This window comes from Phytohabitans sp. LJ34 (assembly GCF_052068095.1).
In the GTDB taxonomy this organism is placed as follows: Bacteria; Actinomycetota; Actinomycetes; order Mycobacteriales; family Micromonosporaceae; genus Phytohabitans.
In genome coordinates, this window is the sequence record NZ_JBQHDG010000012.1 from 128,198 (window position 1) to 145,933 (window position 17,736).

18 protein-coding genes are annotated in these 17,736 nt (G+C 70.9%); 14 read left to right on the plus strand and 4 right to left on the minus strand.

Annotated features, from left to right (window positions below):
- Positions 1 to 2: 2 nt before the first annotated feature.
- Both ACTMTJ_RS22070 and ACTMTJ_RS22075 read left to right on the plus strand, forming a co-directional pair.
- Positions 3 to 533 (plus strand): flavin reductase family protein, encoded by a 531-nt coding sequence (locus ACTMTJ_RS22070; RefSeq protein ID WP_441219471.1) that lies wholly within the window; start codon positions 3 to 5, stop codon positions 531 to 533.
- Positions 530 to 1,876 carry a cytochrome P450 gene (locus tag ACTMTJ_RS22075; RefSeq protein WP_441219473.1) on the plus strand — a complete coding sequence of 449 codons (1,347 nt, stop codon included), beginning with the start codon at positions 530 to 532 and terminating at the stop codon, positions 1,874 to 1,876. The genes ACTMTJ_RS22070 and ACTMTJ_RS22075 overlap by 4 nt, the downstream gene beginning before the upstream one ends.
- Here the strand turns inward: ACTMTJ_RS22075 and ACTMTJ_RS22080 are convergent.
- Complete coding sequence (locus ACTMTJ_RS22080; protein ID WP_441219475.1) at positions 1,863 to 2,453, minus strand: TetR/AcrR family transcriptional regulator; 591 nt, start codon at positions 2,451 to 2,453, stop codon at positions 1,863 to 1,865. The two genes, ACTMTJ_RS22075 and ACTMTJ_RS22080, sit on opposite strands and share 14 nt — an antisense overlap.
- A 119-nt stretch (positions 2,454 to 2,572) precedes the next feature.
- Here ACTMTJ_RS22080 and ACTMTJ_RS22085 point away from each other — a divergent pair, with 119 nt between their 5' ends.
- Complete coding sequence (locus tag ACTMTJ_RS22085; protein WP_441219477.1) at positions 2,573 to 3,406, plus strand: alpha/beta fold hydrolase; 834 nt, start codon at positions 2,573 to 2,575, stop codon at positions 3,404 to 3,406.
- Positions 3,407 to 3,419: 13 nt separating this feature from the next.
- Here the strand turns inward: ACTMTJ_RS22085 and ACTMTJ_RS22090 are convergent, their stop codons facing one another.
- A complete protein-coding gene (locus ACTMTJ_RS22090) occupies positions 3,420 to 6,137 on the minus strand; it encodes an EAL domain-containing protein (protein WP_441219479.1) in 2,718 nt (905 codons plus the stop codon).
- 53 nt (positions 6,138 to 6,190) lie between these two features.
- On the minus strand, positions 6,191 to 6,922 hold the full coding sequence (locus tag ACTMTJ_RS22095) for an SDR family NAD(P)-dependent oxidoreductase (RefSeq protein WP_441219481.1): 732 nt from the start codon (positions 6,920 to 6,922) through the stop codon (positions 6,191 to 6,193).
- A gap of 219 nt (positions 6,923 to 7,141) precedes the next feature.
- Between ACTMTJ_RS22095 and ACTMTJ_RS22100 the strand changes: the two genes are divergently transcribed.
- The 11 genes from ACTMTJ_RS22100 to ACTMTJ_RS22150 all read left to right on the plus strand — a co-directional run bounded on the left by ACTMTJ_RS22100 (position 7,142) and on the right by ACTMTJ_RS22150 (position 17,328).
- Positions 7,142 to 7,921 (plus strand): IclR family transcriptional regulator, encoded by a 780-nt coding sequence (locus ACTMTJ_RS22100; RefSeq protein WP_441219483.1) that lies wholly within the window; start codon positions 7,142 to 7,144, stop codon positions 7,919 to 7,921.
- A 94-nt stretch (positions 7,922 to 8,015) separates the two neighbouring features.
- Complete coding sequence (locus ACTMTJ_RS22105) at positions 8,016 to 9,023, plus strand: extracellular solute-binding protein (protein ID WP_441219485.1); 1,008 nt, start codon at positions 8,016 to 8,018, stop codon at positions 9,021 to 9,023.
- A 5-nt stretch (positions 9,024 to 9,028) separates the two neighbouring features.
- Positions 9,029 to 10,738: an ABC transporter permease subunit gene (locus tag ACTMTJ_RS22110; RefSeq protein ID WP_441219487.1), complete on the plus strand. Its 1,710-nt coding sequence runs from the start codon at positions 9,029 to 9,031 to the stop codon at positions 10,736 to 10,738.
- A 3-nt stretch (positions 10,739 to 10,741) separates the two neighbouring features.
- Positions 10,742 to 11,818: an ABC transporter ATP-binding protein gene (locus ACTMTJ_RS22115; RefSeq protein WP_441219489.1), complete on the plus strand. Its 1,077-nt coding sequence runs from the start codon at positions 10,742 to 10,744 to the stop codon at positions 11,816 to 11,818.
- Positions 11,819 to 11,835: 17 nt separating this feature from the next.
- A complete protein-coding gene (locus ACTMTJ_RS22120; RefSeq protein WP_441219490.1) occupies positions 11,836 to 12,777 on the plus strand; it encodes a DUF6282 family protein in 942 nt (313 codons plus the stop codon).
- On the plus strand, positions 12,774 to 13,616 hold the full coding sequence (locus ACTMTJ_RS22125; RefSeq protein WP_441219492.1) for an N-acyl homoserine lactonase family protein: 843 nt from the start codon (positions 12,774 to 12,776) through the stop codon (positions 13,614 to 13,616). Before ACTMTJ_RS22120 ends, ACTMTJ_RS22125 begins: the two co-directional genes overlap by 4 nt.
- Before the next feature lie 2 nt (positions 13,617 to 13,618).
- Positions 13,619 to 14,419 carry an SDR family NAD(P)-dependent oxidoreductase gene (locus ACTMTJ_RS22130; protein WP_441219494.1) on the plus strand — a complete coding sequence of 267 codons (801 nt, stop codon included), beginning with the start codon at positions 13,619 to 13,621 and terminating at the stop codon, positions 14,417 to 14,419.
- On the plus strand, positions 14,416 to 15,309 hold the full coding sequence (locus tag ACTMTJ_RS22135) for an NAD(P)-dependent oxidoreductase (RefSeq protein ID WP_441219496.1): 894 nt from the start codon (positions 14,416 to 14,418) through the stop codon (positions 15,307 to 15,309). Before ACTMTJ_RS22130 ends, ACTMTJ_RS22135 begins: the two co-directional genes overlap by 4 nt.
- Positions 15,309 to 15,692, plus strand: coding sequence for a cupin domain-containing protein (locus tag ACTMTJ_RS22140; protein ID WP_441219498.1), 384 nt, complete (start codon positions 15,309 to 15,311; stop codon positions 15,690 to 15,692). The genes ACTMTJ_RS22135 and ACTMTJ_RS22140 overlap by 1 nt, the downstream gene beginning before the upstream one ends.
- The gene (locus tag ACTMTJ_RS22145; protein ID WP_441219500.1) at positions 15,689 to 16,579 is read left to right on the plus strand and encodes an NAD(P)-dependent oxidoreductase; all 891 of its coding nucleotides are present in this window, start codon (positions 15,689 to 15,691) and stop codon (positions 16,577 to 16,579) included. Before ACTMTJ_RS22140 ends, ACTMTJ_RS22145 begins: the two co-directional genes overlap by 4 nt.
- Entirely contained in the window at positions 16,573 to 17,328 is a 756-nt protein-coding gene (locus ACTMTJ_RS22150; protein ID WP_441219502.1) for a carboxymuconolactone decarboxylase family protein, read from the plus strand. Before ACTMTJ_RS22145 ends, ACTMTJ_RS22150 begins: the two co-directional genes overlap by 7 nt.
- Here ACTMTJ_RS22150 and ACTMTJ_RS22155 read toward each other — a convergent pair.
- Positions 17,321 to 17,710, minus strand: a complete 390-nt coding sequence (locus tag ACTMTJ_RS22155) for a carboxymuconolactone decarboxylase family protein (protein ID WP_441219504.1) — start codon at positions 17,708 to 17,710, stop codon at positions 17,321 to 17,323. The two genes, ACTMTJ_RS22150 and ACTMTJ_RS22155, sit on opposite strands and share 8 nt — an antisense overlap.
- Positions 17,711 to 17,736 lie beyond the last annotated feature (26 nt).

The following is a 17,736-nucleotide window of genomic DNA, read 5'->3' on the forward strand; positions in this document are numbered from 1 at the left end:
GCGTGAACGGATCCACGACGGCCGGCGGGGTCACCGACGCGAAGTTGCTGCGGCGCGCGTTCGGCACGTTCGCGACCGGTGTCACGGTCGTCACCGTGGGCGGCAGCGTCGCGCACGGGATGACGGCCAACTCCTTCACGTCGGTGTCGCTCGACCCGCCGCTGGCGCTGGTCTGCGTCGACCGGGACGCGATCATGCACACGAACCTGACCGCGGCCGGCTGCTTCGGCGTGTCCGTCCTGGCCGCCGACCAGGAGGACGTGGCACGGCACTTCGCCAACCGCTGGCGTCCACTGGGGATCGCGCAGTTCGAACCCGTGTCCTGGCAACCCGGCGGGCTCACCGGCGCACCGCTGATCGGCGGTGCCGTCACCCACTTCGAATGCGAGCTGTGGCGCGCCTACGGCGGCGGCGACCACACCATCTTCCTCGGCAAGGTGGTCTCATTGGACCGGCGCTCCGACGACGACGTGCTGGTCTTCATCAACGGCCGGTTCCGCGCGGCCGCCGTGTCAGCGGAGGTGACGACATGACCCTTGCCCCCACTCGACGCGTGCCGCCCGGGCCACCGGCCCGGAAGGCACCCGGCCTGCTCTGGAAGCTGGTACGGGACCGGCTCGGGCTGATGTCGTCGGCCGCCGCCTACGGCGACGCGGTGCGGATCGCCATCGGCCCCAAGGTCCTCTACTTCTTCAACCACCCCGACCACGCCAAGTACGTGCTGGCGGACAACCCCACCAACTACCACAAGGGCGTCGGGCTGGCCCAGGCCAAGCGGGCGCTCGGCGACGGCCTGCTCACCAGCGAGGGCGACCTGTGGCGCAAGCAGCGCAAGGTGATCCAGCCGGTGTTCCAGGCCAAGCGGATAGCGCAGCAGGCGGGCATCGTGGCGGAGGAGGCGGCCGGCCTCGTCGCCCGCCTGCGGGCCCACGCGGGCGGTGAGCCGGTCGACGTCGTACGCGAGATGACCGGCCTCACCCTCGGCGTGCTCGGCCGCACCCTGCTCGACGCCGACCTGGGCGGCTTCCGGGAGATCGGGCCGTCCTTCGAGGCGATGCAGGACCAGGCGATGTTCGAGATGGTCTCGATGAGCATGGTGCCGATGTGGGTGCCGCTGCCGCACCAGCTCCGCTTCCGCCGCGCCCGCCGCGAGCTCCAGCGGATCGTCGACGAGCTGGTACGGCGGCGCGGTGACCGCCCGGCCGCCGACGACGCCCTGTCCCGACTGATCGACTCCACCTCGCGCGAGGGCGACCCGAAGGTGGGCCGGCAACGCATGCGCGACGAAATGATCACCCTGCTGCTGGCCGGCCACGAGACCACGGCGAGCACGCTGAGCTGGACCTTCTACCTGGCCGACCGCCACCCGGAGGTGTGGGAGCGGCTGCACGCCGAAGCCACCGAGGTGCTCGGCGACCGCCTGCCCACCTACGAAGACCTGCACCGGTTGCGGTACACCGCGATGGTCGTCGAGGAGGTCATCCGCCTCTACCCGCCCGTCTGGATGCTCTCCCGCCTCGCCCAGGAACCCGACGTCGTCGGCGGCTACGACATCCCGGCCGGCTCCGACGTGCTGATCTGCCCGTACACCCTGCACCGGCACCCGGCCTTCTGGGACCAGCCCGAGCGCTTCGACCCGGAGCGCTTCGACCACGCCCGCGCCGTGGACCGGCCGCGGTACGCGTACATCCCGTTCGGCGCCGGCCCGCGGTTCTGCGTCGGCAACAACCTGGGGATGCTGGAGGCCACATTCGTGGTGGCGATGGTCGCCCGCGAACTACGCCTCACCAAGGTCCCCGGCTACGCCGTCGTCCCCGAGCCGATGCTCTCCCTCCGCGTCCGCGGCGGCCTACCCATGAGCATCAGCGCCCGCTAAGACCTTCCGTCTTCGAAGCGGCGCTGCCGATCGTGGCGTCGATCAGGATCTCGGCCGCCTGCCGGGCCTGCCGCGCCGCGTCGCTCGTGCCGGCGATGGCCGCCGTTGTCTGCGCCCCCTCGGCGAGGATCGCCAGCTGGGCGGCGAGCGACGGCGGCCCGCCGGCCTCGGCGACGAGCGCGGTCAGCCGGGCCTGAAACTCCGCCTTGTGCGATCGCACGATCTCGGCGATCCGGGGTGCCGTCGTGCCCAGCTCGCCGAAGGAGTTGATGAACACGCAGCCGCGGAAGTCGTCCTGGTCGAACCAGCGGGCCAGCGCGTCGTAGAGGGCGAGCAGCCGTTCGCGGGAGTCGCCGGTGCTCATCGCCTCGTCGACCAGCGTGTGCCACATCTGGCGCCGGCCGAGCAGGACCTGCTCGACGATGGCCTCCTTGGAGGAGAACAGCCGGTAGAGCCGCTTGAGCGGCACACCCGACTCGGCCCGCAGGGCGTCCATGCCCACGGCCTGGATGCCGAGCCGGTAGTAGAGCCGGTCGGCCGCCGCCAGCACCTGGGCTCGCGCCGTCTCGTCGTCCATATTCCCCTCCGTCCCACCACGTGCGGTGACACCTCTCACGGTGTCGTGAGAACGCTCGTTCTCTAGACTACATCGCAGCGGTGAGAACGATCGTTCTCCCCAGATCGCAGGAGGCAGAGATGCCATTCGTCACCGTCGGCTCGGAAAACGACACCAGCATCGACCTCTACTACGAGGACCACGGCTCCGGTCAGCCGGTCGTCCTCATCCACGGCTACCCGCTGGACGGGCACTCGTGGGAGAAGCAGAGCGCGGTGCTGCTCCAGGCCGGCTACCGCGTCATCACGTACGACCGCCGGGGCTTCGGGCGTTCCAGCCAGCCGACCACCGGCTACGACTACGACACGTTCGCCGCGGACCTGAAGGTCCTGCTGGACACGCTGGACCTCACCGACGTCGTCCTGGTCGGCTTCTCGATGGGCACCGGTGAGGTCGCCCGCTACCTCGGCAGGTACGGATCGGCCCGGGTGGCCAAGGCCGCCTTCCTCGCCTCGCTGGAGCCCTTCCTGCTCAAGACCGACGACAACCCCACCGGGGTGCCGCAGGAGGTCTTCGACGGGATCCTCGACGCCGTGACCCGCGACCGGTACGCCTACTTCACCGCCTTCTACCGCGACTTCTACAACACCGACGAAAACCTCGGCACCCGGCTCTCCGAGGAGGCGCTGCGCAACAGCTGGAACGTCGCCGCCGGCGCGTCCTGGTTTGCCTCCAGCGCCGCGGTGCCGACCTGGGTCACCGACTTTCGGGGCGACATCCCGAAGGTCGACGTGCCCACCCTGATCCTGCACGGCACCGCCGACAACATCCTGCCCATCGACGCCACCGCCCGCCCGTTCCACCGGCTGCTGCCGGCCGCCGACTACGTCGAGGTCGACGGTGCGCCGCACGGTCTACTGTGGACGCACGCCGACGAGGTCAACGAAGCCCTGCTCGCCTTCCTCGGCAAGTAACCGGATTTCGGGGTCACCGCGGTCGTCGACCACGGTGACCCCGGGGTCCGAAGGCCGTCTCGTGGACCGGGCGGGAGAAGAGGTGGCCCTGGCCGAGCTCGCAGCCCAGCTCGCGGAGCACGGCGTGCTGCTCGCGGTCTTCGATGCCCTCGGCGATCACGCCCATGCCCAGGTTGTGTCCCATCAGGATGATGGTGCGGATCAGCTCGCGTGCCCTGGCGCTGGAGGCGACGTCGTTCACAAAGGACTTGTCTATCTTCAGCGCGTCGATGGGCAGCTCGCGCAGCAGGCTCAGCGACGAGTAGCCGGTGCCGAAGTCGTCCACGTAGAGCTTCAGCCCTTGGCCGTGCAGGTCGTGCAGCATGCGCCGGGCGGCGCCGACGTCGTGCACCACCACGCTCTCGGTGATCTCCAGCGCGACGCAGTGGGCGGGCAGCTCTTCCTGGCGCAGCGCCGCGGCGACGGTCGCGGCGGCGTCTCCGTACCAGAACTGCCGGTCCGACAGGTTGATGCTGACCCATAGGTCGTCGGGGACGGTGCCGGCCCGGCGCCAGCCGGCCAGCCGCCGGCACGCCTCGCCGATCACCCACTGGCCGATCGGCACCATGAGCCCGGCCTCCTCGGCCACCGGGAGGAACCGCGCGGGCGGCAGCAGGCCCTGCGTCGGATGGCGCCACCGCAGCAGCGCCTCCAGCGCCACCGTCGTGCCCGCGGCGAGGTCGACGATCGGCTGGTAGTGCAGCTCCAGCCGGCTGTCGGCGAGGGCCTGGCGCAGCTCGGTCTCGATACGCAGCCGGTCGACCGCCTCGGCGCGCATCGACACGTCGAAGACCGCGTGTGAACCCTTCTTGCGCGTCTTCGCCCGGTACATCGCGATGTCGGCGTTGCGCAGCAGGTCTTCGGCGCTCTGGTAGTCGCTGGTCCCCTCGGCGATGCCGATGCTGACGCTCACGACCACCTCCTGGCCGGCCACCATCTGCGGTCGGCCGACGGCCTCGCGCAGACGCTCGGCGACGGCGGCGAGCGCGGCGGGGTCGCCGATGCCGTCGACGAGGATGGCGAACTCGTCGCCCGCGAAGCGTGCCGGCGTGTCCACCGGCCGCACCTCCGCCCTGATCCGCTCCGCCACCTGGCACAGCAGGCGATCACCGGCCAGGTGCCCGAGGCTGTCGTTGATCACCTTGAGGCCGTCGAGGTCGAGGAAGAGCACGCCGAAGCGGTAGCCCGAACCGCCACCGGCCCGACCGAGCGCGCCGCCGATCCGTTCCAGGAAGAGCGTGCGGTTGGGCAGGCCGGTCAGCTGGTCGTAGAGGGCGGCGTGGCGGAGCTGCTCTTCCTGCCGCCGCAGGGACGTCACCACTTCCCGGTGGTCGAGCATGCCGCAGAGCAACGCCGCCCACTGGTTGACGGTCTCGACGATCGAAGACTTCTGCGTGTCGATCGGGCCGACGTGGGCGAGCATCCCGCGGTCGCTGTCGCGCAGGCGCACCGGCACCACGAACGCGATCTGTCCGGCGCCGGGATCTGACTCGTCGATCAGCTCGGCCGGCGGGAACGCGTCGACCGTGACCGGGCTCTCCGGCTTGAGCTGGCGGGTCGGGTCGCGGTGGTACGTGCCGGCGATATCCAGCAGCGGATCGGCGGTCCGGTCGGGCAGCCACAGGCCCAGGCACCCGGCGGTGGCCCGGGAACGCTCGAGCCACCCCAGGTCCGCCGGGTTGCCCTCGCTGCGCAGCAGCTCCATGGAGATGCCGTACTGGCTGCTCAGCGCCTGTTCCAGATATTGGTTTTCGGCCGCGAGCCGCAGCGGCGCGCTCGCCGCGTCGGGCCCGGGCTGGCGCGGGCGGCAACCACACGACTGGCGCACCACGAGGCGGGACCGGCCCTCGCGGGCGAACCGCTTTCCCGCCGGCACGTCACCGCCTTCCAGCATCGCCAGCAGCGTCTCGCCCGCCTCCTGCCCCACCTCGTCGAAGGCCCCCTCCACAGTGGACAGATTTGGGACGACGTGCTGCGCGGCGGTCACGTCGTCGAACCCGACTATGGCCAGATCGCGCGGCAGCGTGCGGCCCGCGGCGGTGAGCCCGCGGATCAGGCCCACCGCGTTGTAGTCGTTGGCGCAGAAGGCTGCGGTGACCGGCATGCCCGCGCGGACCATCAGCTCGGCGGCCACCTCGCCGCCGGTCGTCACGTTGTCGCCGGCGGGGAAGAGCATGCCCTCCTCGTACGGCAGGCCGTGTGCGGCGAGCGTCTCCCGGTACGCCTCGTGCCGCTGCCGGATGTCCTCCTGCGCCATCCAGCCCACGAACCCGATCCGGCGGTGTCCGTGTGCGATCAGGTGCTCGACGGCCAGCCGGGTGCCGCCGCGGTTGTCGGGCAGGACCACCGGGCAGTCGAAGCCGGGCACCTCCTGGCTCACCATCACGACCGGCTTGCCGGCGTCGCGCAGCGCGTCCAGGTACGGCCGGTCGGCCGAGTTGAGGACCACGACGAAGCCCGCCACGTGGCGCCAGGCGACGGGCCGCCGGAAGTTCGAAAGGTCCAGGTAAGCGATCTCGTCGACACCGGGGTCGAACGTCTGCACCGCGACCACGCGGCCGCCCGCCGCGGCGGCGGCGCGCGCGACACCCCGCAGCAGCCCTCCGAAATAGTGTCCGGACAGCAGCGGCGTTAGCACGCCGACGGTGATTCTCGATGACAAATCGGGCCCCCGCCCCTCACGGAGCAGCATCTGGTTGAGCATAGCCAGCGCCCGCCGCGTGAGCTGGGCCGATCGGTGCGGCGTCAGCGGGCGACGTAGCCGCCGTCGACGCTGAGGATGGTCCCGGTGATGCCGGCGGACTCCGGCGAGGCGAGGAAGACGATCGCGCGGGCGACCTCGTCCGGGGTGGACATGCGCCCGATCGGATGGTTGCTCAAGGTGACCGCGAGGCTCGCCGCCGGGTCGGGGTCGGCCGCCCGCGCCTCGGCCATGAACTCGGTGTCGACCGCGCCCGGTGCCACCGCGTTCACCCGCACGCCGCGGCCCGCGCACTCGATCGCGAGCTGGCGGGTCAGCTGGACGACCGCGCCCTTGGTCATCGCGTACACGCTCTGGTTGGGCACGCCGATCAGGCCCGAGATCGACGCGACGTTGACGATGCAGCCGCCGGCGTCGGTCAGGTGGGGCAGAGCGGCCCGCGCGAACCGGAACGCCGGCCGGACGTTGACCGCGAAGAGGGCGTCGAACTCGTCGTCGGTGGTGTCGAGGATGGGCCGGCGCAGAAACCGGCCGGCGTTGTTGACCAGCAGGTCGAGCCGGCCGAAGGCGGCGATGGCGCGCGCGACCGCGGCGTCCGGTGTCGCGGCCGCCGTCACGTCGGCGGGCAGCGGCACCACCCGGCCGTCTTCGGCCAGATCGGCGACCGCGGGCGAGACGTCGACCGCGACGACCCGGTAGCCCTCGGCACGCAGCCGGGTCACGACGCTGCGGCCGATGCCGCGGGCCGCGCCGGTCACGACGGCGGTCAGATCCATGCGATATCCCGTCTACCGGGGTAAGTATCCTGCAATGCAGGATGGGCTCTCCTGTCTGATCCCGTCAAGGGGCAAGATCTAACTCCTCGGCAATCCGGTTGAAATCTTCGTCGAGGGCTTGACAGGGCTCGGGCGTGATCACCTACATTCGCCGTACCGGATAGCTGGATGGTCGCCCCGCAATGCGGGACGGCGCCCGAGGTGGCGAGGAGGACACCCATGACAAACCCGTCCCGGGGTTCGCGTCCCGCCGCCGACGGGCTCGAGATCGCCAGCGGCGACATCCAGGTGGTGGCGCGCGTCGTCCAGCTGCTCCGGCTGCTGGCGGCCAACGAGACCATCGACCTGGTGTCGGCCGCCGAGGAGCTGGGCGTGGGTAAGTCCACGGCCCACCGCTACCTCGCGTCGATGGAAAACCACAGCCTGCTACAACGCCGAGACCGAAACCGGTACGAGTTCGGGGTCCTCCTCGCCGAGTTGGGCACGATGGCGCTCTCTCGGCTCGGGGTCACCGACCTCGCCGGTCCGGTGATGGAAGAGATCAGCGTGCGCGTCCGCCACACGGTCGTGCTCAGCGTGTGGAACGGTCAAGGTCCCACCGTGGCGCGGGTGCACGAGGACAGCAGCCGCACCGCGCACGTGTCGATCGCGGTCGGCAGCCGGCTCGGCCCGAGCACGGCGCAGGCCGTGGTCTTCTGGGCCTTCCGCGGCCAGTCGTTCTACAGGTTCGGCGCGGGGGCGGCGGACGCGACCGAGGAAGAGCTGGCGGAGGTTCGCCGGACCGGGATCGCGGTCCGGGCGAGCCGCAACGAGGGCGTGAGCGCGGTCGCGACTCCGGTCCGGGATCCAGCCGGTCGGGTCGTCGCCACGCTGGCCGTTGTCGGCATATCCCAGTTCGTGCCCATGGAGAGCGACAGCCCGGTGGCGCGCGCTCTGCTGGCGGGCGCGGAAACGATCAGTCGCCGGATGGTCAGCCCGCTCGAAGGCGGGTCGGACTGACGTACCGGACGCGATAGCTCCCAATCGATCGTCGAAAAAAAGGCGAAAAATGAGGACATTTCGGTTCTTAACCGTGGCCGCGATCGGTTCCCTGATGCTGACGGCCTGTGGCGCGGGTGGAGAGTCCGGCGGCACGGGCGGCGAGCAGAAGCTGACCTGGGCGAGCACCGGCGGACAGTTTCAGGAAGACGAGAAGAAGGCCCTCCAGGAGCCTTTCACCACAAAGACGGGCACCCAGTTCGCCAACGTCAGCCCGGCCGAGATCGCCCAGGTCCGCACCATGGTCAAGGCGGGCAAGACGATCTGGGACCTGGCCAACATGAGCTGGATCTACGCCGGCGCCTACTGCGGCGAGCTGTACGAGAAGCTCGACGATCCCGCCCTCGACCGCAGCAAGTTTCCCGAGGGTACGACGGGGGAGTGCTTCGTACCGACCTACCGGTACGCCAACATCTTCAGCTACAACGCGGACCTCTTCCCCGGCGAGAAGCCGACCAGGATCGAAGATTTCTTCGACGTCAAACGCTTCCCGGGTAAGCGGATCGTCTACGACTACCCGAAGGCCGGTCTCCTCGAGGCCGCGCTCGTCGCCGACGGCGTGCCGCCCGAGAAGGTCTACCCGCTCGACCTCGAGCGGGCTCTCCGGAAGATCGACACGATCAAGAGCTCGGTCGTCTTCGCGCCCAGCTACGGCGCGATCCAGCAACAGCTCGTCGACAAGCAGGCCAGCATGGTGCTCACCGTGACGGCGCGGTCGATCGTCACCTCGCAGAGCGGCGCCAAGCTCGTCCCGGTCTGGGACTTCAACACCACCGACATCGGCGCCCTCGTCATCCCGAAGGGCAGCCCCAACAAGCAACTCGCCCAGGAGATGCTCGCGTTCGTCACCGAACCGGCCCAGGCCACCGCGTACGCCAAGCTGACCGGCACGGCGCCGGCCCGGACCGACGTCGACGTCACATCCATCGGGTACACCGAGCAGCAGAAGGCGTTCAACGCGTTCCTGCCCGACCGTGGCCGGCTCGTCGAGCAGGACAAGCAGTGGTGGATCGCCAACACCGACGCGGTCGTCAAGCGCTGGACCGCGTGGAAGGTCGGCTGACGCGAATGGCCGCGCCAACAGCCACGGCCGAGGCGCCCCCCACGGGGCGCCTCGGGCGGGCCCGCGCCGACCGGAAGCAGGGCGCCGGATGGCTGCTCCTGCTGCCGTCGCTCGTCGCCCTGGCTGTCTTCTTCGTACTGCCGCTCGCGAACGTCGTCGTGGACAGCGTCACCGAGCCGGACATCGGCCTCGGAAACTACGCCTCGCTCTTCACCGACGGTTACACGCTGCGGGTGCTGGGCCGGACGCTGCTCGTCGCGCTGGTGGTCTCGGCCGTGGGCGTGGTGCTCGCCTACCCGTACGCGTACGCGATGACGCTGGTCGGCCCGACCATGCGCGCCGTGCTGGTGACCGTCGTACTCGTTCCATTTTGGACGAGCATGCTGGCGCGCAACTTCGCGTGGATGGTCCTGATGCAGGACGACGGCATGGTGCAGCGGATGCTCTCGCCGTTCGGGCTCGGCGACGTCACGCTGCTGGGCTCCACGACGGCCGTCGCGATATCGATGACCCAGGTGCTGCTGCCGTTCCTGGTGCTCCCGATGTACAGCGCGATGGACCAGATCGACCGGCGGCTGCTGGCGGCCGGGCAGAGCCTCGGCGCGCCGCGCGGGCGCGCGTTCCGCAGGATCTACCTGCCGCTCTCCATGCCGGGCGTCGTCGCGGGGGTCTCGCTCGTCTTCGTGCTGGCGCTGGGCTTCTACGTCACGCCGGCCCTGCTCGGGTCGACGCGAAACGCGATGATCGCGCAGGTGATCAACGTGCGCACCAAGGAGCTGCTCGACTTCGGGGGCGCCGGCGCGATGGGCGTCTTCCTGCTCGTCGTCACCCTCGTCGTGCTCGGCGTCAGCCGCCGCCTGGCCGGGCAGCGCGTCTCGTCCGTCGCACCCGGATACCAGCCGGCCCGCTCGCGCGGCCGGGAAGACCAGCCGACGGAGATGCGGCCCTGGCTCAAGGTGCACACGGGGCTCGTCGCGGTCCTCCTCGTCGCGCCGACCCTCGTGGTCATCCCGATGAGCTTCTCCTCGGGAAGGACCTTCCAGTTTCCGCCGAACGGCTGGTCGCTCCAGTGGTACGAGCGGCTCTTCACCTCGCCGGAGTGGACGGCCGCGATATTCAACTCGATCCAGGCGGGGCTCATCACCGCGCTACTCGCGACGGTGCTCGGCACGACGGCGGCCCTCGGCCTGATGCGGCTCTCCCCGCGCTGGCGCGGCGCCCTCACCGGGTTTTTGCTCTCGCCGCTCATCGTGCCGCACATCCTCGTCGCGCTGGTGGTCTTCGCCGCGTTCCTCCAGGTGGGCCTCAACGGCACGCTCATCGGCATCATCCTGGCGCACACCGCGATGGCCCTGCCCTTCGTGGTGATCGCGGTGACCGCGCGGTTGCAGGGGATGGACGGCCGGCTGCCCGGCGTCGCGGCGAGCCTCGGCGCCAGCCCGTTCGCCGCGTTCCGCAAGGTGACGTTTCCCCTGCTGCTGCCCGGCATCATGTCCGGCGCCGTGCTGGCGTTCGTGACGTCGCTGGACGAGGTCGTCATCGCCCTGTTCCTCCAAGGGCCCGGTGCGGTCACGCTGCCGGTCCAGATGTTCAACAGCGTCACCGTCCAGATCGACCCGACGATCTCCGCCGCGTCGAGCCTGATCGTCGTCCTGGTGAGCGTGCCCATCCTGCTCGCCCAAGTCGTCAGCGCGCGGCGCGGAAAGGGAAGGTAGCCGGTGAGTATCCGGACGGCCGGTGGCGGGCGCATCGAGTTGGTGGACCTGTGCAAGCGATACGGGTCCAGCGAGACGCCCGCGGTCGACCACGTCAGCCTCGACATCGAGCCAGGCGAGTTCGTCACGCTGCTGGGCCCCAGCGGCTCGGGCAAGACGACCACGCTCAACATGATCGTCGGCTTCACGACGCCGACGTCGGGTGGCATCCGCCTCAACGGGCGGGACATCTCCCGGCTCCCGCCGCACAAGCGCGAGTTCGGCATGGTATTCCAGAACTACGCGCTCTTCCCGCACCTCACCGTGGCCCAGAACGTGGCCTTCCCGCTGGGCGAGCGCAAGGTGTCCAAAGTAGAAATCGAACGGCGGGTGGGCGAGGCGCTGGAGCTCGTCGACCTGGGCGGGATGGAAAAGCGCCGCCCGCACGAGCTCTCCGGTGGCCAGCAGCAGCGGGTGGCGCTGGCCCGCGCCGTGGTGTTCTCGCCCAGTGTGCTGCTGCTCGACGAGCCGCTGAGCGCGCTCGACCGTAAGCTCCGGCAGTCGCTCCAGCGTGAGGTGAAGCGGCTCCACCGCGAGCTGAAGCTCACGTTCGTCTTCGTCACACACGACCAGGACGAGGCCATGACGCTGTCCGACCGGATCGCGATCTTCGACCGCGGCCGGATCGACTCCGTCGGCACACCCACCGACCTCTACCACCGGCCCACGACCCAGTTCGCGGCGCGGTTTCTGGGCGAGTCCAACGTCTTCGCGGGCCAGCACCGCGGCGGTGGCGTGTACGAATGGCGCGATCGCAAGTGGACGGTCGGCGACCCGGACCGCGGCAGCGTGCTCATCGTGCGGCCCGAGCGCACCGGCGTCGCTCTCGACGAGGCGTCGGTGCCGCCAGGCGCCAACGCCGCCGAGGCGGTGGTCACCGACGTCTCGTTCTACGGCACGTACTACCGGCTCGAGCTGACCTACGGCGACGGCTCGGTCGGCTGTGCCGCGCTGCCCGTCGGCACACCGGCGGCCGTCCAACCGGGCGCCACCGTGGTCGCCCACTGGCGGCCCGAAGACCAGGTCCTGGTGACCGAGTGAAGACGCGAGGAGGCGGGATGATCGCGGAGGTCTCCCTTTGGGACCCGGAGCTCGACGCGGACCGGAGGCTGCCCGACGAGGAGGTGGACAGCCTTCTGGTCGGCGCGGTCGACCTGCATCAACACCCCGGACCGAGTCCTTTCCCGCGGCGGATGAGCATCCTCGACGCGGCGCGCGACGCGGCCGGAGCCGGCTTTCGCGCGATCGTGGCCAAGTCACATCACCACAGCATGGTGAGCGACATCCTGGCGCTGCGCTCGGCGGGGCTGGCCGACCTCCCGATCGAGGTCTTCGGCGGCATCGCGCTCAACCGGACCGTCGGCGGCCTCAACCCGTACGCCGTCGAGCTGGCGCTGCGGATGGGCGGCAGGGTGGTGTGGTTTCCCACGCTCACCTCGGCCGCGCACGTGCGCCACCACGAGGAGCACGACACGGGCTTCCCCACCTCGGTGGTGAAGCTGCGTCCGCAGGAGGTCATCTCGATCCTCGACGAGAGCGGCGCGGTACTCCCGGTGGTCCGGGACATCCTGTCGGTTGTCGCGTCCGAAGACGCGGTGCTGACCTGCGGCCACCTCGGCGTCACCGAGTCACAGCGGCTGATCGACGCCGCGCTGGAGGCGGGTGTGCGGCGCATCGTCGTCAACCACCCGTGCTTCGTCGTCGGTGCCTCGGTGGAGCAGGCGGCGGCCTGGGCACGGCAGGGCGTCTACATCGAACACTGCGCCGTCATGTACTTCGGCCGCCCGGAGCGCCGCCGGGACCTCGGGGAGCTTCTCTCGTTCGTCGAGGCGGTCGGTGCCGGGCAGACCATCATGTCCTCGGACTCGGGGCAGAAGGACAACCCGCTGCCGGTGACGCTCTACCGCCGCGCCGTGCGGGGCATGCTGGACGCCGGCGTCTCCGCGGCGGACGCCCGGCAGATGGTGGGCACCAACGCGGCGCAGCTGCTGTTGCCATGAGCGGGAGTCGGGAGGCTACGGGTCTCGACCACGACGGCGAACGAGCGCCGAGCGACGGAGCGTGGAAGGCGCAGCACGAGGTGCTCGCGGTCCGGTACGGCACGCGGACGACCCGCAGGAGCGAGGTCTTCCTGCACTACGACACGTACGGCGAGCCCGACGCCGGTGTCGTCATGGACTACTACTTCTGGGTCGTGCGGCTCGACGGCCGGACCACGCTCGTCGACTGTGGATTCAACGACGCGAGTGGTGGGCGCCGCCACCGCACCATGCTCTGCCCACCGGAGCGGGCCCTCGTCCGGCTCGGCGTCGACCCGGGCGAGGTGACGACGGTCGTGCTGACCCACGGCCACTACGACCACATCGGCAACCTGCGCGTCTTTCCGGACGCCCGGCTGGTGATGTCCCGCCGCGAGTACGACTTCTGGACCGGCCCGATGGCCCGCAAGCCGCTCTTCGCGGGCTCCGTCGAGGACGAAGACGTCGCGGCCCTGCGCGTGGCGCACGCGGCGGGCCGGCTCGACCTCGTCGACGGCCGCACCACCCTGGCCGGCGGCATCGAGCTGGTGGAGGTGGGCGGGCACACTCCCGGTCAGCTCATCGTCCTGGTGGGCGACGTCGTCATCGCCTCCGACGCGCTGCACTACTACGAGGAGCTCGATCGTGACCGTCCGTTCGCGCATGTCGCCGACCTGCCGGCGATGTACGGGGCGTTCCAGCTGCTGCGCGAGCTCGCCGACACGCACCGCCTCGTGGCCGGCCACGACCCGGACGTGATGCGGCGGTTTCCGGTCGTCGGCGACGGCCTCGCCGCGACCATCGCGCTGGGCGGGAGGTAGGCGTGCGCGGGCTCGCGGGCAAGGTCGCGGTGGTGACCGGTGCGGCCGGCGGCATCGGGGCGGCCACGGCGCGGCGGCTGGCCGAGGCGGGAGCGCACGTCGTCGCGGTGGACAACGCCGACGGTGCCTGGGTTCGCGCCGACGTGTCCACAGAAGACGGTGTCGCCGCGTACATGGCGGCCGCCGTCGACAGGTTCGGCCGGGTCGACCTGCACCACCTCAACGCGGGCATCTCCGGTTCGTTCGCGAGGCTGCCCGAGCTGACGGTGGAGGAGTTCGACCGGGTGATGGCGGTGAACGTGCGCGGGGTCTTCCTGGGCGTGCGGGCGGCCTTCCGCCAGTACGCCGCGCAGGGCGGCACCGGCAGCATCGTGATCACCGGCTCGATCGGCAGCCTGCGCGGCAGCGCGGACCTCCTGGCCTACCAGACGTCCAAGCACGCGGTGCTGGGCGTCTTGCACGGCGCCGCGATGTACGGCGGCCCGCTGGGCGTCCGGGTCAACGCGGTCGCGCCCGGCATCGTGCCCACCGACCTGTTCGCCGGCGCGCCCGGCGCGGTCGGCGGCAAGGACGACATGGTGCGCCGGGCCGGCAGCACCCCGCTGCGCCGGGCCGGCACCGGCGACGACGTGGCGAGCGTGGTGGCCTTCCTGCTCAGCGACGAGGCCGCGTACATGACCGGCGAGGTGGTCTCGGTCGACGGCGGGGCGAACATCGTGAGCACGGTACGGCCCTCGGGCGGCGCCGGCGCCTGGGACTTCGCCGCGTACGACCGCGCCCTCTACGGGAGGAGCACTCCGTGAAGGTGGGTTTCATCGGCCTGGGCAACATGGGCGGACGCATGACGCGCCGGCTCGTCGACGCCGGCACGCCGGTGCTGGGCTTCGACACCGAGCCTTCGCGGGCCGCGGCCGCGGGCGCCGAGGCGGCCGGCGACGTGCGAGCCGTGGTGGAGGCCAGCGACGCCGTCCTGCTCTCCCTGCCCGACAGCACGGTCGTCGAGGCGGTCGTGCTCGGCCCCGGCGGCGTCCTGGAGTCCGGCCGCGCCGGCCAGATCGTCGTCGACCTCAGCACCGCCGCACCCGCCTCGACCGTCCGCGTGCACGCGGCGCTGGCCGCCATCGGTGTCGAGTACCTCGACGCGGGCATCTCCGGTGGCGCGGCCGCGGCGGAGCGCGGGACGCTCACCGTCATGGTCGGCGGCTCGCCGGACGCGCTGTCCACGATGGAGCCGGTGTTCGCCGCTTTCGCCCGCGCCGTCATCCACATGGGACAGCCCGGCGCCGGCCACACGACGAAGGTGCTCAACAACTTCCTCAACGCGATCAGCCTCGCCGCCACCGCCGAGGTGATGGTGGCGGCGAAGCGGGCCGGCCTCGACCTCGACCAGGTGCTCGACGTGCTCAACGCCAGCAGCGGCGTCAACTTCGCCACGCTCAACCGGTTTCCGCACATCGTCAAGGGCGACTACCTCGAAGGCGGTCTCACCAACGCGCTGATGACGAAGGACGTCACGCTCTACGTGGACTGCCTCGCCCAGCTCGGCGTGCCGTCGCTGTCGGCGGCCGGCCCACTGGCCGCGTTCGGGCTCGCCAACAACCTCGGTTACGCCGACCAGATAAGCAACCGGGTCGTCGACGCGATCGGCGACCTCGCCGGCGGGACGCGCCTGCACACACCGGAGGAGCACTGATGGAGATCGTCCGGGCACACGCCGACCGGCTGCCGTCGGAGCGGCGCACGGCCATGTTCACCGGCACGGTGTTCGCCGACCCGCTGCGGTCCGGGCCGGACGTCACGGTGGCGAGCGTCTTCTTCGCACCCGGCGCCCGGACCCACTGGCACACCCACGAAAAGGGCCAGATCCTGCTCGTCACGGCCGGCGCCGGGCTCGTCTGCTCGGCGGGCGGGGACCCACAGGCGCTCCGCCCCGGCGACACGGTGTGGGTGCCGCCCGGTGAGGCGCACTGGCACGGCGGCGCACCGGACACGTACCTCGTGCACCTGGCCGTCTCGCTCGGCCAGACGGCCTGGCGCGATCCGGTCGCCGACGACGACTACCTGGCCCGGACGTGATCGGCTTCGTCGGGCTGGGCAACATGGGCGGACCGATGGCCGCGCGCCTTGTCGCGGCCGGGCACGACCTGTGCGTGTACGACGTGGTGCCGGCCGCCCGCGAACGCTTCGCCGGCAGCGCCGCGCTCGCCGCCACGGTGACCGGTGTGTCCACAGCGGACACGGTGCTCCTCATGCTGCCGGACTCGGCGGTCGTCGAGCGGGTCCTGCTGGGCGACGGCCTCCTCGACCGGCTCCGTCCCGGCACGCTGCTGGTCGACATGAGCTCCTCCGACCCCGGCCGCACCCGTTCGCTGGCCCGTGTCGCCGGGGAACGCGGCGTCACGCTCGTCGACGCGCCCGTCTCCGGCGGCGTCGCCGCCGCCCGGGACGGCACCCTGACCATCATGGTCGGCGGCCCGGGCGCCGCGCTCGCCGAGCTCCGCCCGATCTTCGACGCGCTCGGCTCGCGCGTGGTGCACGCCGGCGAGGTGGTCGGCGCCGGCCACGCCGTCAAGGCGCTCAACAATTTGATGTCCGCCGCGCACCTGATGGTGGCCTCCGAGGCGCTGCTCGCCGGGCAGGCGTTCGGCCTCGACCCGCGCGTGATGCTCGACATCGTCAACGCCTCCAGTGGCCGCAGCGGGTCGACCGAGACCAAGTGGCCAAGGTTCGTGCTCCCCGGCACGTACGACTCCGGCTTCGGCCTGCGCCTGATGCTCAAGGACATGGGCATCGCGCTCGGCTTGCAGGAGGCGACCGGCACCCCGTCCGCGGTGTCGGCGGCGGCGCTGGCGGCCTGGGCGGCGGCCGCCGAGGCGCTCCCGCCGGACGCGGACCACACCGAGGTCGCCGCCTGGCTGGCGGCGCGCATGAAAACCGACGAACGAGGGAGTGGCCCGTGTTGACCGCCGAACAGCAGCAGATCAAGGACGAGTTCATCGCGGTCCGCTCCACCTGGAGCGACACGTGGGAACGGATACTCGAACTCGATCCCGCGTTCCTGCGCGCCTACCTGAACTGGTCGGCGGTGCCCTGGCGCAAGAACCACCTGGAGCCGAAGGTCAAGGAGTTCATCTACATCGCGGTCGACGCGGCGGCCACCCATCTCTACACCCCGGGCATCCGCCAGCACATCCGCGCCGCGATCGCCTTCGGCGCGACAGCGGACGAGCTGATGGAGGTGCTGGAGCTGACCAGCACGCTGGGCATCCACGCCTGCAACATCGGTATCCCGCTGCTCATCGAGGTGCTGGAGGAGGAGGGCAGGCGCACCGGACCGGCACCGCTCGACGAGCGGCGGGAGAAGCTCAAGGCCGAGTTCACCGCCAACCGCGGCTACTGGCACGAATTCTGGGACGGCCTGCTGGAGCTTGACCCCGAGCTGTTCGAGGCCTATGTGGAGTTCTCCTCGGTGCCGTGGCGGACCGGCGTACTGCCACCGAAGGTCAAGGAGTTCGTCTACATCGCCTTCGACGCGGCGGCCACGCACCTCTACGCCCCCGGGCTCAAGCTCCACATGCGCAACGCGCTCCGCCTCGGCGCCACCACCGAGGAGATCGTCGAGGTGCTCGAGATCGCCAGCGTCATCGGCATCCACGCGGCGACCACAGCCGTACCCATCCTCGCCGAAGAGCTGGCCCGCGGCGCTAGCTGATGGCCGCCTCCTGCTCGATGACCTGCTGGGCAAGGCGAAACGACTCCAGCGCGGCGGGCGCGCCACAGTATGCCGCGGTCTGTAGCAGGACCTCCTGGATCTCGTCCAGCGTGCAGCCGTTGCGGAGCGCGCCGCGCACGTGCACGGAGAACTCGTGCGGGCGGTTGAGCGCGGTCAGCATCGCGAGGTTGAGCAGGCTGCGGGTGCGGCGGTCGAGCCCGGGCCGGGACCAGACGTCGCCCCAGCAGGTCGCCGTCACGTACTCCTGCACGACCCGGGTGAAGTCGGTGGCCCGCGCCATCGACCGGTCCACATGCGAATCGCCGAGCACCTCACGCCGGACCCGCATGCCGCGCTCGAACCGGCTCTCGTCGTCACCCATGGACCGCTCCCTCCGAATGTCCGACC

Coding starts and splice junctions, on each gene's coding strand:
- ACTMTJ_RS22105 (WP_441219485.1), top strand. CDS start 8,016: ATGCTGACGGCCTGTGGCGCGGGTGGAGAGTCCGGCGGCACGGGCGGC.
- ACTMTJ_RS22095 (WP_441219481.1), bottom strand. CDS start 6,922: ATGGATCTGACCGCCGTCGTGACCGGCGCGGCCCGCGGCATCGGCCGC.
- ACTMTJ_RS22125 (WP_441219492.1), top strand. CDS start 12,774: ATGAGCGGGAGTCGGGAGGCTACGGGTCTCGACCACGACGGCGAACGA.
- ACTMTJ_RS22075 (WP_441219473.1), top strand. CDS start 530: ATGACCCTTGCCCCCACTCGACGCGTGCCGCCCGGGCCACCGGCCCGG.
- ACTMTJ_RS22140 (WP_441219498.1), top strand. CDS start 15,309: ATGGAGATCGTCCGGGCACACGCCGACCGGCTGCCGTCGGAGCGGCGC.
- ACTMTJ_RS22110 (WP_441219487.1), top strand. CDS start 9,029: ATGGCCGCGCCAACAGCCACGGCCGAGGCGCCCCCCACGGGGCGCCTC.
- ACTMTJ_RS22080 (WP_441219475.1), bottom strand. CDS start 2,453: ATGGACGACGAGACGGCGCGAGCCCAGGTGCTGGCGGCGGCCGACCGG.
- ACTMTJ_RS22100 (WP_441219483.1), top strand. CDS start 7,142: ATGACAAACCCGTCCCGGGGTTCGCGTCCCGCCGCCGACGGGCTCGAG.
- ACTMTJ_RS22090 (WP_441219479.1), bottom strand. CDS start 6,137: ATGCTGCTCCGTGAGGGGCGGGGGCCCGATTTGTCATCGAGAATCACC.
- ACTMTJ_RS22120 (WP_441219490.1), top strand. CDS start 11,836: ATGATCGCGGAGGTCTCCCTTTGGGACCCGGAGCTCGACGCGGACCGG.
- ACTMTJ_RS22085 (WP_441219477.1), top strand. CDS start 2,573: ATGCCATTCGTCACCGTCGGCTCGGAAAACGACACCAGCATCGACCTC.
- ACTMTJ_RS22155 (WP_441219504.1), bottom strand. CDS start 17,710: ATGGGTGACGACGAGAGCCGGTTCGAGCGCGGCATGCGGGTCCGGCGT.